The organism is Pseudomonas fungipugnans, assembly GCF_029955235.1.
In the GTDB taxonomy this organism is placed as follows: Bacteria; Pseudomonadota; Gammaproteobacteria; order Pseudomonadales; family Pseudomonadaceae; genus Aquipseudomonas; species Aquipseudomonas fungipugnans.
Window position 1 is genome coordinate 2,681,300 of record NZ_JARBWL010000001.1, and the last position, 14,875, is coordinate 2,696,174.

The 14,875-nt window shown below is 60.3% G+C and carries 16 protein-coding genes and 2 pseudogenes; 6 read left to right on the forward strand and 12 right to left on the reverse strand.

The annotated features are described in order from the left end of the window. Nucleotides 1-42 precede the first annotated feature (42 nt). The 5 genes and pseudogenes from POF45_RS11110 to POF45_RS29880 form a co-directional block, all read right to left on the reverse strand. On the reverse strand, nucleotides 43-255 hold the full coding sequence (locus POF45_RS11110) for a helix-turn-helix domain-containing protein (protein ID WP_259496620.1): 213 nt from the start codon (nucleotides 253-255) through the stop codon (nucleotides 43-45). Between the two features lie 7 nt (nucleotides 256-262). After that, on the reverse strand, nucleotides 263-823 hold the full coding sequence (locus tag POF45_RS11115) for a DUF2975 domain-containing protein (protein WP_259496621.1): 561 nt from the start codon (nucleotides 821-823) through the stop codon (nucleotides 263-265). Between the two features lie 88 nt (nucleotides 824-911). Further along, on the reverse strand, nucleotides 912-1,511 hold the full coding sequence (locus POF45_RS11120; RefSeq protein WP_259496623.1) for a flavin reductase family protein: 600 nt from the start codon (nucleotides 1,509-1,511) through the stop codon (nucleotides 912-914). A gap of 274 nt (nucleotides 1,512-1,785) precedes the next feature. Continuing rightward, nucleotides 1,786-2,217: a methyl-accepting chemotaxis protein gene (locus tag POF45_RS29875; RefSeq protein ID WP_409077974.1), complete on the reverse strand. Its 432-nt coding sequence runs from the start codon at nucleotides 2,215-2,217 to the stop codon at nucleotides 1,786-1,788. Between the two features lie 156 nt (nucleotides 2,218-2,373). Further along, nucleotides 2,374-3,102, reverse strand: a pseudogene (locus tag POF45_RS29880) (PAS domain-containing protein); the annotation flags it as partial. Between the two features lie 205 nt (nucleotides 3,103-3,307). On the opposite strand from POF45_RS29880, the gene POF45_RS11130 reads away from it, so the two are divergent. Beyond that, nucleotides 3,308-4,678 (forward strand): GntT/GntP/DsdX family permease, encoded by a 1,371-nt coding sequence (locus tag POF45_RS11130; RefSeq protein ID WP_259496624.1) that lies wholly within the window; start codon nucleotides 3,308-3,310, stop codon nucleotides 4,676-4,678. Between the two features lie 120 nt (nucleotides 4,679-4,798). On the opposite strand, the gene POF45_RS11135 is transcribed toward POF45_RS11130, so the two are convergent. Next, entirely contained in the window at nucleotides 4,799-6,112 is a 1,314-nt protein-coding gene (locus tag POF45_RS11135; protein WP_282315686.1) for an MFS transporter, read from the reverse strand. 169 nt (nucleotides 6,113-6,281) lie between these two features. On the opposite strand from POF45_RS11135, the gene POF45_RS11140 reads away from it, so the two are divergent. After that, on the forward strand, nucleotides 6,282-7,733 hold the full coding sequence (locus POF45_RS11140) for a short-chain fatty acid transporter (RefSeq protein WP_282315687.1): 1,452 nt from the start codon (nucleotides 6,282-6,284) through the stop codon (nucleotides 7,731-7,733). Here POF45_RS11140 and POF45_RS29885 read toward each other — a convergent pair. The 3 genes and pseudogenes from POF45_RS29885 to POF45_RS11150 form a co-directional block, all read right to left on the reverse strand. Continuing rightward, nucleotides 7,709-7,936 (reverse strand): HepT-like ribonuclease domain-containing protein, encoded by a 228-nt coding sequence (locus tag POF45_RS29885; protein WP_431978594.1) that lies wholly within the window; start codon nucleotides 7,934-7,936, stop codon nucleotides 7,709-7,711. The two genes, POF45_RS11140 and POF45_RS29885, sit on opposite strands and share 25 nt — an antisense overlap. A 15-nt stretch (nucleotides 7,937-7,951) precedes the next feature. After that, nucleotides 7,952-8,104 carry a HepT-like ribonuclease domain-containing protein gene (locus POF45_RS29890; RefSeq protein WP_431978595.1) on the reverse strand — a complete coding sequence of 51 codons (153 nt, stop codon included), beginning with the start codon at nucleotides 8,102-8,104 and terminating at the stop codon, nucleotides 7,952-7,954. Beyond that, nucleotides 8,101-8,298, reverse strand: a pseudogene (locus tag POF45_RS11150) (nucleotidyltransferase family protein); the annotation flags it as partial. The gene POF45_RS29890 and the pseudogene POF45_RS11150, both read right to left, overlap by 4 nt. Before the next feature lie 212 nt (nucleotides 8,299-8,510). Here POF45_RS11150 and POF45_RS11155 point away from each other — a divergent pair. The 3 genes from POF45_RS11155 to POF45_RS11165 all read left to right on the forward strand — a co-directional run bounded on the left by POF45_RS11155 (nucleotide 8,511) and on the right by POF45_RS11165 (nucleotide 12,274). Beyond that, nucleotides 8,511-10,211, forward strand: coding sequence for an acid phosphatase (locus POF45_RS11155; RefSeq protein ID WP_259496628.1), 1,701 nt, complete (start codon nucleotides 8,511-8,513; stop codon nucleotides 10,209-10,211). 183 nt (nucleotides 10,212-10,394) lie between these two features. Continuing rightward, nucleotides 10,395-11,567 carry a hypothetical protein gene (locus POF45_RS11160; protein ID WP_282315688.1) on the forward strand — a complete coding sequence of 391 codons (1,173 nt, stop codon included), beginning with the start codon at nucleotides 10,395-10,397 and terminating at the stop codon, nucleotides 11,565-11,567. Between the two features lie 182 nt (nucleotides 11,568-11,749). Beyond that, complete coding sequence (locus tag POF45_RS11165) at nucleotides 11,750-12,274, forward strand: SET domain-containing protein-lysine N-methyltransferase (RefSeq protein ID WP_259496630.1); 525 nt, start codon at nucleotides 11,750-11,752, stop codon at nucleotides 12,272-12,274. A 6-nt stretch (nucleotides 12,275-12,280) separates the two neighbouring features. Here the strand turns inward: POF45_RS11165 and can are convergent, their stop codons facing one another. Next, nucleotides 12,281-12,925, reverse strand: a complete 645-nt coding sequence (gene can / locus POF45_RS11170; protein ID WP_259496631.1) for a carbonate dehydratase — start codon at nucleotides 12,923-12,925, stop codon at nucleotides 12,281-12,283. 147 nt (nucleotides 12,926-13,072) lie between these two features. Here can and POF45_RS11175 point away from each other — a divergent pair, with 147 nt between their 5' ends. Beyond that, nucleotides 13,073-13,477 carry a serine kinase/phosphatase gene (locus POF45_RS11175; protein WP_282315689.1) on the forward strand — a complete coding sequence of 135 codons (405 nt, stop codon included), beginning with the start codon at nucleotides 13,073-13,075 and terminating at the stop codon, nucleotides 13,475-13,477. Nucleotides 13,478-13,591: 114 nt separating this feature from the next. Here the strand turns inward: POF45_RS11175 and rimI are convergent, their stop codons facing one another. Next, nucleotides 13,592-14,044 carry a ribosomal protein S18-alanine N-acetyltransferase gene (gene rimI, locus POF45_RS11180; protein WP_259496633.1) on the reverse strand — a complete coding sequence of 151 codons (453 nt, stop codon included), beginning with the start codon at nucleotides 14,042-14,044 and terminating at the stop codon, nucleotides 13,592-13,594. After that, nucleotides 14,037-14,777 (reverse strand): P-loop NTPase family protein, encoded by a 741-nt coding sequence (locus POF45_RS11185; protein ID WP_282316031.1) that lies wholly within the window; start codon nucleotides 14,775-14,777, stop codon nucleotides 14,037-14,039. The genes rimI and POF45_RS11185 overlap by 8 nt, the downstream gene beginning before the upstream one ends. Between the last annotated feature and the right edge of the window lie 98 nt (nucleotides 14,778-14,875).

Consider the following 14,875-nt stretch of genomic DNA (forward strand, 5'->3'; position numbering starts at 1 on the left):
AGGAAGCGGCCCGCCACCGGGGCCGCAACAGAGCGCTTGTTTTTACTCGCTCGCCGGCACATGGATCAACAGATCAGCCGGCTGGCAATTCAGATACTCGCAAATCGCGTCCAGCGTCGCCAGCCTCAAGCCCTTGACCTTGCCTTGTTTCAACAGTGAAAGATTGGCTTCGGTGATACCTATGGCTGCCGCAAGGTCTTTGGATTTGACCTTGCGCAACGCGAGCATGACGTCCAGCTGAATGACAATTGACATAAAAATCTCAAACAAAGGTACGGTTTTCAGAGTCCACTTCACTGGCTTGCCACAGGATACGCGCGATGATTGAAATGCAGGCGGCCAGGAACAGCGCGACGAAGCTTGGTGCCGTGACACTCAACGTCAGCAGGCGCTGACCGACCGGCTCGTTCATCGTGACCCAGACGCTGAGCAACGGCTCGCACAGGAAATCGAGCAATACCCAGATCGCAACGGCTCGACCGACTTTGCCCAGGCGCTTGGCCGACTCGCTGGAAAAATACTCGCCGCGAGCATAACTGCGGAACAGTTGACGCAGATTGCCCAGCCCGAATGCCAGCGCCAGCAGCGGTATGCTCGAGAGCACAACAGCGCCTGTGGTTTGCCACCAAGGGAACAGCGCCGCTTTGTCGACAATGTCCGTGAGTTGGCGATCCGTCAGGGCAAAGCCCAGCCCCCATCCATCTTTCCCGGCAATGACCGGAAAGAACCACAGCGCTGCATTGAGCGCGAGCATGACAACGATCAGCAAAAGAGTGACAGCGGCCATGCGCTGACTGAGTTGAGCAAGACGACTGGACGGCATGAGGGAAGCCCTACAAAAGTGAATGTGGGCAAACCTTACGATTAAAATTATCGCCAATCAATAATTATTTATCACAAAACAATCATTACTACGTTGCCAGCGTCTTGCCATCCACCGGGTCGCCGATGCTCAGGAAGTGCCCGCCAGCCACGTGGTGCAAGGTGCGCAGTGCATCATGCCCTTCGAAATGCCAGCGGCCATCGCTGAATACACGCTCATCGGCTTGTGCGGCGATCACTTCAGCCAGGAACAGATCGTATTGCTGGTGATTGTGCGGTTCGGGCAGCACCCGGCATTCCAGCCACGCGACGCAGCCGTCGAGCAGGGGCGCATCGATCAATTCACCGCTGAAGGTTGGCAGGCCATAGGTCTGGAATTTGTCCTGGCCTTGATCACGGTTCAGCTCAAGGCCGGAGGTAGAACCGACGGTCTGGACGATATCGGCCTGGGCAACACAGGGGACGTTGACCACGAAGGTGCCCGAGGCTTCCAGCAGTTGGCGGGTCCAGGTGGATTTGTCGAGTACCACGGCGATTTTCGGCGGTTCAAAGTCCAGCGGCATGGCCCAGGCGGCGGCCATGATATTGCGCTGACCGTCATGGGCGGCGCTGACCAGCACGGTCGGACCGTGGTTGAGTAGCCGGTAGGCTTTGGACAAGGGCACCGGACGGCGGCGGGAAACGCTCATGGGGGCAGCTCCTGGGTAAAGGAGCGATTGTAGCGCGGTGCGAACAGCTTGAATTCTGCCCGGAGGAAAAGATCGACGCCTGCAGCAATATCAGTGAGTCGAGCGCAGTTCCTGTGGGAGCGAGATTGCTCGCGATGGCGGTGGTTCAGGCAACATCAATGCCGGCAGTGACGGCCCCATCGCGAACAAGCTCGCTCCCACAGGTTCCGCACCCTGACCAACACCTGTGCGAAACCTGCATTTTTTTCAGTGCTGATCTCAATAAGGGCACGCATCAATTCGACAATTGATTGGCAAACTGCCCCACCGCATTCACCACCTTCTGCGCGCCGTCTTGAATCTCGACGATCACCGTCCCCGCCTCTGCCGCCAACGCCAGGCCTTGTTCGGCCTGGAGTTTGCCATCAGTCATCAGGGCTACGGCGTTACGCGCCATGTCCTGGTTCTGCCGCACCACGCCGACGATTTCCTCGGTGGCCTGACTGGTGCGCGACGCCAGCTGTCGAACCTCGTCCGCCACCACGGCAAAACCACGGCCCTGCTCACCGGCGCGAGCCGCTTCGATGGCGGCGTTGAGCGCCAGCAGGTTGGTCTGCTCGGCAATGCCGCTGATGGTTTTGACGATGGTGCCGATCACCTGCGATTGCTCGTTCAGGGCTTCAATGCCTTCACCGGCGGTTTGCATGTGCTTGGCCAAGTGACGCATCACATCCACCGCCTGAGTCACCACCGCCGTGCCGCGCTGGGCACTGTTGTCGGTTTGCAGCGAAGTGCTGTAGGCAATGTTCGCGGCCTCGGCCACGGCTTGTTCCTGGTTCACCTGATCAGTAATCACCGTGGCGAACTTCACCACTTTGTAGAGCTTGTTGTTGGCATCGACCACGGGGTTGTAGGACGCCTCCAGCCAGACTGTACGACCATGACTGTCGACACGCTTGAAGCGGTCAGCCACAAATTCACCCGCATTGAGGCGGCGCCAGAAGTTCTGGTATTCGGCGCTGTTGTATTCCTCGGGCTCGCAGAACGTGCGGTGATGTTTGCCCTGGATTTGCGCCAGGCTGTAACCCATGCCGCCGAGGAAGCGCTCGTTGGCCGTCAGCACGTTGCCGTTAAGGTCGAATTCGATCACGGCGGTGGAGCGTACCAACGCACCGATCAGGTTCTCGTGCTCGCGAGAGGCTTCGATGGTGCGGGTCAGGTCGCTGGAATAAATCGAGAAATGCTTGATCCGCCCGTCCGAGGAACGCACCGGCTGAACGATCGAGCGCAGCCACGCTTCGGCGCCATTACCGCGTAGCAGGCGCACCGTACCGGCAAAATGCTCGCCACGGGACAGCGCATTTTTGAATCGACGGTGGAATTCATCCGCCTTCACATGCGCCGGCACGAGGTCTTCGATCTGTCGCCCGATCAGGTCGTTGCTCTTGTAGAGCATCTCACCGAGGAAGTTTGGGTTAACCGATTGAACCCGACCGGTCGGGTCGAGGGTTAGCACCAGCATCTCGCTTTCCAGGCTTTCCTTCACTTGTTGGAGGCTGGAGAGTTCTTCGCGAAGAGCGGACAGCTCCTGCTTCAAGCGTTTGTTGAACATGGGAAGCACCGATGGGCTGGGTAGGAGGCGGTATGCAGCCTAAACATCGGCCTTGTGGGTGTTTTCTGAAGAGTGTTTCGGGGTTGTTCCAAAAAAATAGTCACGGGGTGACTACAGCGCCACGCGGACAGGAGTTGATCAGGTATTCTTCGGGAAAATTGCAACAACATGTTGCGGTGGTGCCTGCCCGATAAGGAGTGCCGTTTTGGATTTATCGACTGCTGCCTGGATGTTTCACGACACCCGCCTGATTCTCTGCTGCCTGCTGGCCATCGCCACGATCATCGTGCTGATCAGCGCCACCAAACTCCCTCCGTTTCTCTCGATCCTGATCGGCACTTTCATCGCCGGTGTCGGCGCCGGCCTGCCGCCGGAAGACGTGGCCAAGGCGTTCAGCAAAGGCGCCGGGGCGATTCTTGGTGAAGCCGGGATCATCATTGCGCTGGGCTCGATGCTCGGTGCGTTGATGGCTGAGTCCGGCGCCGCCGACCGCATCGCCTCGACCTTGCTCGGGCTCGGTAAAGGCAAGTCACTGCCGTGGGTCATGGCGCTGGTGGCGATGGTGATCGGCTTGCCGCTGTTTTTCGAAGTCGGGCTGGTGATGATGGTGCCGATCATCTTCGTCATGGCTCGCCGCTCCGGGCAGCCATTGTTGAAGATCGCCATTCCGGCATTGGCCGGGATGACCACCTTGCATGCCCTGATGCCGCCGCATCCGGGGCCGCTGATTGCAGTCAGTGCATTGCACGCTGACCTGGGCCTGACCATGTTGCTGGGTTTCAGTATTGCGGTGCCGGCAGTGATTCTGGCAGGTCCGCTGTATGGCAACTGGCTGTCCAGACGCATGCACGTCGAGGAGCCAGCGGAACTGGGCGCTCTGTTCAGTGCGCCGCCCAAGGCCCCGCGCCAGCCAAGCTTTGGCGTATCGCTGCTGATCATTCTGCTGCCGGTGTTGTTGATGCTCGGCAGTACGCTGGCGAAAGTCGCCATGAGCCCGGAAAGTAGTGTCGCCCTGACCCTGAAGTTTCTCGGCGAGCCGTTGGTGGCGCTGGGCATCGCCGTGATGGCGGCGGTGATTTTCCTGGGCTGGAGCAACGGCATGCCGCGTGAAGAAGTCGGCGGCACCCTGCGCAAAAGCCTGGCGCCGATTGCCGTGTTGCTGCTGACCATCGGGGCTGGCGGCGGCTTGAAGCAGACCTTGCTCGATGCCGGCATCAGCCAGACCATCAGTAAAGTCGCCGAGGGCGCGCACATGCCTTACCTGCTGCTGGCCTGGTTGATTGCCGTGGCCTTGCGTCAGGCCACCGGTTCGGCCACGGTCGCGACCACCACCACGGCGGGGATCCTGGCGCCGATGATGGCAGGACTGGCGGCGACGCAGAGTTCGCTGGTGGCGCTGGCGATTGGCGCGGGGTCAGTATTTTTCTGCCACGTGAACGATGCCGGGTTCTGGATGGTGCGTGAATACTTTGGCTTGCAGCTCAAGCAGACGATCTGGGTCTGGTCGATTCTGCAGAGCATCGTCTCGTTGGTGGGGTTGGCGGGGACGTTGTTGTGGTGGCATTGGTTGACTTGATAGTGCGCTGAGGCAACTGGCCTCTTCGCGAGCAGGCTCACTCCCACATTGGTTGTGTGATAGCCACAGATCAAATGTGGGAGCGAGCCTGCTCGCGAAGGCGGCCTGAGCCCCACCGCCTCAAGTCGCGTTGACCACAGCCCGGCATTCCACCTTCGGCATCCGCGCCCCGAAATATGCCGCACTGCTGACCCCCACCGCCCCCACCACCGCACAAAAAATCACGCAGATCCACGGGCTCCACGGCATCAGACCGATCAACAACAGCGGTGTGATACTCGCCCATGCCGCGTAGGCAATGTTGTAGGTGAAGGAGATTCCGGAAACGCGAATCCGCGCCGGGAACAGACTGACCATCACCGACGGCACCGCGCCGACCACGCCACAGCTCAGGCCGGCAATCGCGTACGCCAGGCCTGTCCAGCTGCCGCCGTGGATCAGGCAGGTATAAAGAACGCCAATGCCCAACGGCAGCAGCAAGCTATAGAGCATCACCGTGCGCCAGGCGCCGATACGGTCCACCAGCAAGCCAGCAAGCACGCAGCCGACATTCAAAAATACAATACCCAATGCGCTCAGGGCGAAAGTGTGGCTGGCGCTCATGCCGAAGGTTTTCTGCATCATGGTCGGGGTGATGACCACGAACACCACCACGGCCGAGGTCAGCACACAGGTGAGGATCATCGCCGGCAGCATGGCCAGACGGTGTTCGCGCAGCACGGTGCGCAGTGGCAGTTCGACGGCTGCATCACGCCGGGCCTGCATGGCCATGAACACCGGGGTTTCGCTGAGCCAGCGGCGCAACCAGACGCCGATCACGCCAAACACACCGCCCAGCAGGAACGGGTAACGCCAGGCGTAATCGAGAATTTCCGCCGGCGTGAAAGCCTGCGCCAGGAAGGTCGCGGTCAACGCGCCAATCAGATAGCCGAAGGTCAGCCCGGCCTGCAAAAAGCCCAGGGCATAACCACGATGGCCAATCGGCGCGTGTTCGGCCACAAACACCCAGGCACTCGGCACTTCCCCGCCCACCGCCGCGCCTTGCAGAATCCGCAGCGCCAACAGCAGCAGGGGTGCGAAGTAGCCGATCTGGGCATAGGTCGGCATGATGCCGATCAGCAGGCACGGCAGCGCCATCATCAGGATGCTCAGGCTGAAGACCTTCTTGCGCCCCAGTCGGTCGGCGAAGTGTGCCATCAGAATCCCGCCCAGCGGACGCGCCAGATAGCCGGTGACGAAAATTCCGAAGCTTTGCAGCAAGCGCAGCCACTCAGGCATTTCTGGTGGGAAGAACAGCTGACTGAGGGTCAGGGCGAAAAATACGAAGATGATGAAATCGTAGATTTCCAGCGCGCCGCCGAGGGCCGCAAGGCCCAGGGTCTTGTAGTCGGAACGGGTGAACGGCGCCGGGCGCGAATCGGTAGTGGCAGTCATGAAAAAGAACTCTGTCGCAGGCAAAAAACCAAGGCGCCCATGGTCTACGCAAACGCGCGTGTGGACAACCCGTTAGACCATAGTCCCAAAGTTGCAAATCATGATCACCAAAACGTCCTGATTGATTTACTGTTGGCACCTGACAAGACGGGCCTCTGCCGCCCTGAACATGACAATAATCATAAAAATCCGGAGTACTCCCGTGGCCGCTGATATCGACGATAGCCGCTATGCCCGCTTTGCCCTGCGCTGTTCCAATTTTGCCGAACGCTGGTTCCCTGATTCCTGGGTGTTCGCCGCCCTGGCGGTGATCATCGTGGCCCTTGGGACAATGGCCATGGGCGCCAAACCCACAGACGCCGCCATGGCCTTCGGCGACGGCTTCTGGAGCCTGATCCCGTTCACCATGCAGATGGCCTTCGTGGTGATTGGCGGCTACGTGGTGGCCAGTTCGCCACCCGCCGTCAAACTGATCGATCGCCTGGCCCGTATCCCGAAAAACGGCCGTTCCGCCGTGGCCTGGGTGGCGCTGATCTCGATGGTCGCATCGTTGCTCAACTGGGGGCTGTCCCTGGTGTTCGGTGGTTTGCTGGTGCGCGCCCTCGCCCGCCGTACTGACCTGAAAATGGACTATCGCGCCGCCGGTGCTGCCGCCTATCTGGGTCTTGGCGCCGTTTGGGCCTTGGGCCTGTCGTCGTCCGCGGCGCAGTTGCAGGCAAACCCGGCGAGCCTGCCGCCGTCGATTCTGTCGATCACCGGGGTCATTCCATTCACCCAGACGATCTTCCTCTGGCAATCCGGCGTGCTGTTGCTGGCGCTGATCGTGGTCTCGCTGATCATTGCCTACGCCACCGCCCCCGGCCCGAACAGCGCCCGCGATGCCAAGGCCTGCGGCATCGACCCGAGTTTCAACCTGCCACCGCTGCAACCGCGCACCCGCCCGGGTGAATGGCTGGAACACAGCCCGTTGCTGACCATTTTGCTGGTGCTGCTGGCGGGCGGCTGGCTGTTCCACGAGTTCTCGACCAAGCCGGCGATCAGCGCGATTTCCGGGCTCAACACCTACAACTTCCTGTTCCTGATGCTCGGCGCGCTGTTGCACTGGCGCCCGCGCAGTTTTCTCGATGCCGTGGCCCGTGCAGTGCCGACCACCACCGGGGTGCTGATCCAGTTCCCACTGTACGGCTCGATTGCCGCGCTGATGACCACTGTCAAAGGCTCGGACGCGCAGACACTGGCCCATCACATCTCGACCTTTTTCGTGCAGATCGCCTCCCACGACACGTATGCGCTGCTGATGGGCGTGTACTCGGCGATTCTGGGGTTCTTCATCCCGTCGGGCGGCGGTAAATGGATCATCGAAGCGCCGTACGTGATGCAAGTGGCCACCGACCTGAAATACCACCTGGGCTGGGCAGTGCAGATCTACAACGCCGCCGAAGCACTGCCGAACCTGATCAACCCGTTCTACATGCTGCCGCTGTTGGGGGTGCTTGGATTGAAGGCGCGGGATCTGATCGGCTTTTCATTCGTGCAGTTGCTGGTGCACACGCCGCTGGTGCTGTTCCTGTTGTGGGCGTTGGGGACGACGCTGGCTTATACGGCGCCGGTGATGCCTTGAACGAGCGGATTGCACCTGCTGTCTGGCAGGTGCAATCCGGCTTGATCAGCAGGTAGTACTTTCAATAATTCTGGCAATGCTGCCTGAACCGTATCCCATACAACTTCAAGATTGATGTCGAAATAGCCATGAGCGATGCGATTGCGCATGGCGCGCCATGGCACTTGAGCGTGCAGCGTGGCGAATTCCGGATAGCGGTCCATGATCCTGATCGCGGCCTACCCAATGATAATGAGGCTCATGATGACGGCCTGCTGAGTGCGCTTGTCGTCGAAGAAATCGTCCTTACCCAGCCCCTCGACACAAACCAGCGCATCGCCAGCTGCCTGACGCATGTGATCGAGGTAGTCGCCCAGACGACTTTCGGTCATACGGGCCGAGCCTGCTCAAGCACCTGCTGACGGAATTTCACTGGAAGATCACCAGGCGTCAGCAGATCAACGCTCACGCCCAGAAGATCTTCAAGTTCCGCCTGAAGGCCACCGAGATCAAACAGTGTCGCCCCGGGTAGCGCATCTACCAGAAGATCGAGATCGCTGCCTTCTGTATCCGTGCCAAGCAGTGCCGAGCCAAATACGCGAGGATTGGGCGTGCGAAATCAGTCAACGACAGTGCTTGGCCGCGGTAAATACCGGGCACCGTTACAGGATAAGTTGCAGGCCATGGCAATTCTTCATTTGCGGCAAATCATCGAAACTCTGGTGTAACCTCTCCGTCACATTGCGCTGCTAGCGTCCCGCCGAAACACATTGCAACAATTTCGAAAAAGGAATTGGAATGACCGACAACAAAGACGGAACCGACCTTCCCTCCCCCGAAGCCGATCAACCCACCGATACCAGCCGCCGCCGTTTCCTCGGCGGTGTGGCGGTATTGGGTGTCGGCGCGGCGACCCTGAGTGCTTGTGGCAATCAGGGCGATGAGCCGGGCAAGCCTGTCGACCGCCCGCTGACGCCCGCCGAACTCGATAAAGCGCTGCACGAAAACGTAAAGAACGTCGTGGTGATCTACGGCGAAAACCGCAGCTTCAATAACCTGTTTGCCGATTTCCCCGGCGTGGAAAATCCGCTATCGGCCCTCAAGGCCGCCGACTATGTGCAACAGGATCGCGACGGCAGTGTGCTGCCGGGCATGCCACCGGTTTGGGGCGGCATCACTCAGGTCGGCCCGCAAACCGTGGATGGCGTGACCTACCCCAGCGGCGTGCAATATCAGGAACACCTGCCCAACGCCCCTTACGCCCTCAAGGGGCCGCACGGCGAGGACCTGCCGCTGAGCGTGGTCACTCGCGACCTGTGGCATGTGTTCTACCAGAACCAGATGCAGATCAACGGTGGCAAGAACGACCGTTTTGTCGCCTGGGCCGACTCCGGGGGCCTGACCATGGGCCATTACTCCCAGACCCGCTACTCGTTGCGTTTGTGGGATGTCGCCCGTGAATTCGTGCTGTGTGACAACTTTTTCCAGGGCGCTTTCGGCGGTTCATACCTGAACCATCAATACCTGATCAGCGCTCAGGTGCCGTTCTACCCGGATGCCGCCAACTCGATCGCCAAGCCGCAGATCGCCACGCTGCAAAGTGATGACCCGACCGACACCCGCCTCAAGCCACTGGACGCCTCCCCCGCCAGCGCCATGACCGGCCCGCCGCAGTTCGGTCCGAGTGCGCTGACTCCCGATGGCTACGCGGTGAACACCATGGCGCCGCCCTATTGGCCGACCTGGATCCGTGACACGGAACGTCCGGACTACGCCAAACCGATGCCAAGCGTACTGGTACCACAGACCCACGAACATATCGGCGACAAGCTCTCGAAGAAAAACGTCGACTGGGCCTGGTACGGCGGTGCCTGGCAAGCCACGATCGACGAGTACAAGGATTCGGACGGCATTCCGAAGATCCCGAATTTCCAGTACCACCACCAGCCGTTCAACTACTTCCAGCGCCAAGGCCCGGAAAACCCGGCAGAACGCAGCAAACGCCTGCGCGACGGCGGCCTGGGTGATGAGTCGAGTACCAACAAATTCCTCGCCGACGCCGAGGCCGGCAAACTGCCGGCGGTGACCTTCTACAAACCCCAGGGCAACCTGAACATGCACGCCGGCTACGCCGACGTGGCCTCGGGCGACCGGCATATCGTCCGCGCCCTTAAAGTGCTGCAACAGAGCCCGCAATGGAAAAACATGGTGGTGGTAATCACCGTCGATGAAAACGGCGGTTGGTGGGACCATGTGGCTCCGCCAAAAGGTGATCGCTGGGGCCCGGGGACACGCATCCCGGCGCTGGTGATTTCGCCGTTCTCACGCAAGGGCACGGTGGATCACACGGTGTATGACACCGCGTCGATCCTGCGGTTGATCACCCGGGTGTTCCAGCTAGAGAAGCTTGATGGCCTCAAACTGCGTGATGACACCATGACCGCCCGTGGTCAGAAACCCATGGGCGACCTGACCAACGCCCTGCATTTCTCCGTCTGACAGAAAAATCAGCCCGCTCTTACACAGGAGCGGGCGACTTGCTCCGAGCAAAAAATAGCTCATTACCCGCCAGCTTCGACCCCGCGCAAAAAAACTGTTACCAACTGCTTCTTTGTCGGCTCACGCTGATTCAGTATGACGCGGCCCCCACCAGGAGGGGCCCACACTGAAAAGGATTTGAGCATGTTCAAACTCGCAGGATTGACCCTCGCCGCGCTCACCCTGAGCGCCGCTGCCCACGCCGACGTTGACCTGAAGCTGGGCAGTACCGAACGCGTCACACGGTTGTTTGCCTACCCCAACAATTGCAACGTGATCTGCTTCCGCAACTGGACGCTGGAGCAAACTGTCGAGCATTACCTGACCCAGAGCGTGCAGCGCGATGGCTACGACGCCGCAAAAGTCAGCGTCAAAACCGATAACGGTCAGCTGTACGCCGCCATCAGCGGCGTTCCTGACGGTTATGACAAACCGCTGACCGCGCTGCTCGATGCCGGTGACCTGGCGTACACCGGTGCCAGCAAGCTCAATGCCGACGGCAAGTGGGCTTTCAACTGGTATCTGTTCCTGCCGCTGGGCATGGCCCTGGAAAACCGCAAAAGCGTCGAACTGCTGCACTTCCCACCCGACTACTCGCTGACGCAGGCGCAGGATTATCTGGAATCGGCCACTACCGACCGCTGGGCCACACTGCTTACCGATAACGGCATTCCCACCGCACAAACGCCGGGTTACCAGACCATCATCGACATTGCGCCAATTGCCGCGCCGTCGACAGCCGGCAAAGACCTGGAAGGCGTCTACGACTACTTCAAGGACTACCAGACCACCATGGTCAAGGAAGTCAGCCAGAACACCAGCGGCGCCGCATTGCCGATGGTTGCCTTCGGCGCGCCGGTGCGTAACTGGATCAAGCAGCAATACGGCCAGACCGTGAACGTGCTGGGCCTGGCGACTATCACTCCGACCGCCGGGGTCAACGTGCCGGTGCTGGGCTCCAACCACCCGAGCTATATCTGGTACGCCGCCGACCCGGCCAGCTACACCGGCGACGATGCGCAGGCCAAGGCCGATGCAGCGGGCCTGAAAGTCATGGGCCAGGACTTGAGCGCCGCCTGCTGGCAGGCCGGCATGGGCAGCAAACCGGGCAGCGACCCGTCCGCTCAGTTGAAAAGCTGCACCCAGACCTGGCAAGTCACCCAGAAGGAAAAAACCTGCGAGTTGTTCTACACCTCGATCCGCAACCTGAGCCCGGCCGATGCCGCCGCGAAATGCGCAACTACGCCGATCAAGACCCAGCTCAAGCAATTGCAGGCACCCGCACCCGAGGCCGCCGTTCCGGCACCTGGTTTGTAACACGATGAAAAGCTTTGCCGTGTGAGCTTTGGCTGACGCGGCAAAGCGCCATTAGCGCCTGTCAGTTCTGACAGTAGACCCATGACTGCATTTGCGAGAGGCTTGTAGGCGTACCCACGTGTTGCAGGGCTGGCAGGAGCGTCAGCTTAAGGAGTTCGCAACACCCAACTACAAGGATCGTTATGAATCCCCATGTGCTGCCAGGGACGCTGGCGCAATCAACGGATGGCATCTATCCATCCGCCGGCCTTCCCACGCGTCTCGGCTTCCCCTCGCGGGCGGACTTCGAAATCATCTACGACGCCAGCGGAGCAGCCGTCGCCGTTACGGCCCTGCGCGAGTTTATGCGTATCTGCCGAATTTGCCGTGCCTCGGGCCATTTACTGCCTTATCGGTCACGGCACAGCCGGCAACTGGCCCCTGGCATTCATGTCTACGACCCGGACTTTTGCGGGTTGCTGCGCCACTCCTGCGACCCCAATGTCTTCCTCGACATGAGCGAGTTGTGGCTGTGGTCACTCAAGGACATTCACAAAGGCGACTCGCTGACCATGGACTACGTCACCACCGAGGACAAACTGCTGCAACAGTTCGCCTGCCAGTGCGGCACACCGAACTGTCGCGGCTGGATCACCGGGTATGACGAGCCACCGAATGCCGAGGGCATGCTGTTTCTGCAGCGTCGGCATCGGCGAACTCCAGGTTGATGCCAGTTACAGCGCACCCACTGGACGCAGACGGTATTGCGGCGGCAACTGCTCGAAACCGCTGATCGTCGCGTTCAGGCTTTTCCAGCGACCGTCCTTGATGCCGTAGATGCAACCGTGGATCGACAGGCTCTGCCCGCGATGCCAGGCGTTCTGCACGATACTGGTGTGGCCGACGTTGGCCACTTGCTGAATCACGTTGAGTTCGCAGAGGCGGTCGACCCGCTCTTCTTCGGTCGGCAACGTGGCCAGCACTTCGCGGTTTTCGTAATAAAGATCGCGGATCGAGCGCAGCCAGCCATCGATCAGGCCCAGTTGCCGGTCCTGCATGGAAGCGCGCACGCCGCCGCAGCCGTAGTGACCGGTCACCAGAATGTGTTTGACCTTGAGCACGTCGACCGCGTACTGAATCACCGACAGGCAATTGAGGTCAGTGTGCAGCACCACGTTGGCCACGTTACGGTGTACAAACAGGTCGCCGGGCAGCATCCCGACAATCTCGTTCGCCGGCACACGGGCATCGGAACAGCCGATCCACAGGTACTCCGGCGTTTGCTGGCGGGCCAGTTTGGCGAAGAAGTCAGGATCTTCCTTGGTGATCGCGTCAGCCCAACGCTCGTTGTTATCAATCAGATCTTGTAATTCGTTCATGCAATGAAGCCTCAAGAATGATGCGCAACTTTGACAGTCGACCACCGGTCGGGGTCACGCGCTTGATAAAGATGCCTGGCAGGCCGGCGGAATTCTCATGAGCCCGGCGGGTCCACCTTAGTAAGGCCCACAGTATGAGGAATTGCCATGACTGATTCACGACGTCCGTTCGATGCGACGCAACCCGAGCCCATCGACGACAACGAAGACCGCATGGGCTCGATGCACGAGCTGGATTTCGACGAGGACGAACCCACTGCGAAAATCGGCGACGAACTGCCGGAAGTCGAACGCGAGCAACTCATGCCCCCCGAACGCGTGCGTGAAGCGGGCATGACCGGTGCATCGACCGATGATCACGAGCCTACCGACGATGATATGAGCCCGGAAACCCTGATCCATGAAGATGGCGCACGGGATGCCCGGGAAGCTGGCGAGGGTGATCAGGCCGATTGGGACTTGAGCATTGTCGATGAAGATGACATTGGCGGGGGTAACGGGCTGGATGAGGCGGAGCTGGCCAAGCGGGCTCCGATGGATGGTAATCGTTGATCTTCAGTGCCTGACAGGCTCGCTCCCGCGCTGGATTTTATGCCGGTCACAATATTTGCGATGGGCATCAATCAACTGTGGGAGCGAGCCTGCTCGCGAAGCTTTTAAAGGTGGTCAGTCGACGAGGGTACAGGCCATGACCACTGCGTCTTCGCGCCCACCCACCGCCGGGTAGTAATCGCGACGCCGGCCGATTTCGTTGAATCCATAGCGCTCATACAACCGAAACGCGCCACGATTACTGTCGCGCACTTCCAGAAAACACTCCCGAGCTTGAGCCGCATAAGCGCGGGACATCAAATGTTCCAGCAACGTCAAACCCAGGCCACGGCCCTGATTCTCCGGCTTGACGGTGATGTTCAGCAGGTGCGCCTCATCCAGGATGATCTGCACCACGCCGTGGCCGACCTGCTGCGAGCCTTCGAACATCAGCCATATCTGGTACTTGCCCAGGCCGTCGAGAAAAATCCCGCGCGTCCATGGGTGGCTGTAGGCGGCGAATTCGATTTTCAGTACAGCGTCCATGTCCGCCTCGGTCATCGGGCGGAACGATACAGCGTCACTCATTTGATTCTTTCCAGCGCGCCATCAGCCGACGCATGGCTTGCCAGACATCAGCCTTACGCTGTGGCTCTTCCATTAATAATTCCAGGCCCGGCAGGGCCCAGACCGAGCCCAGGCCTTCGACCTGGAGTTCACGGTTGAAGGATTCAGCATTGGCCTCACCGGCAAAGCGCACCGCCGGCAGGCCGATCAGCCACAGGCAGACGCACGGGGCATCTTCCAGCCGGGCCGAGAGAAAACCTTGTACGAAGTCACGAGCCGCTTCCGGGCCCTGATCCATGGTGCCCCGGACCAGCAACGGCCAGCGCACGGGTTCACCGACAATCTGCGGGCTGTCCGGCAGGCCGGCGGCGCGAAGCATGTCCTTGAGCAACAGATAGGCCGGATCGCGGGTCTGGAACGCTTCGCCTGTGGGTAACTCGACCAGCAGCAGGCAGCGCCCGGCCCGCAGCAATTGCAGGGCGAAACGCGGAGGTGGCACAACCGGCGCCTTGACCGCGACCGGCGCAGCCTCTTCCTCGGCCTTGGCGTTGGTGCGCGTGCTGGCGAGCGATGGCCGTGGCACCTCGATCTTCACCCGCTCCGCCGGCTTGACCACCGGCTCCACGGGCGTTTCAGCCACTGGAGCCGGCGTTACCGGGGCGATGACCAACGGCTCAAGCACCTCCAGCAGTTCGGGGCGCGAAGGCGCAGCAAAGGGCAATTCGGTGCGCGGCAGCCAGTTGACCACCTGCATGGCAGTCAAATAAGCGCGGCGACGGGACTCGATAAGCAAAGGTCGGCCACTTGTGGATAACTAAAGTGCACTGATTCTACCGCCCTTCGCTCAAGATC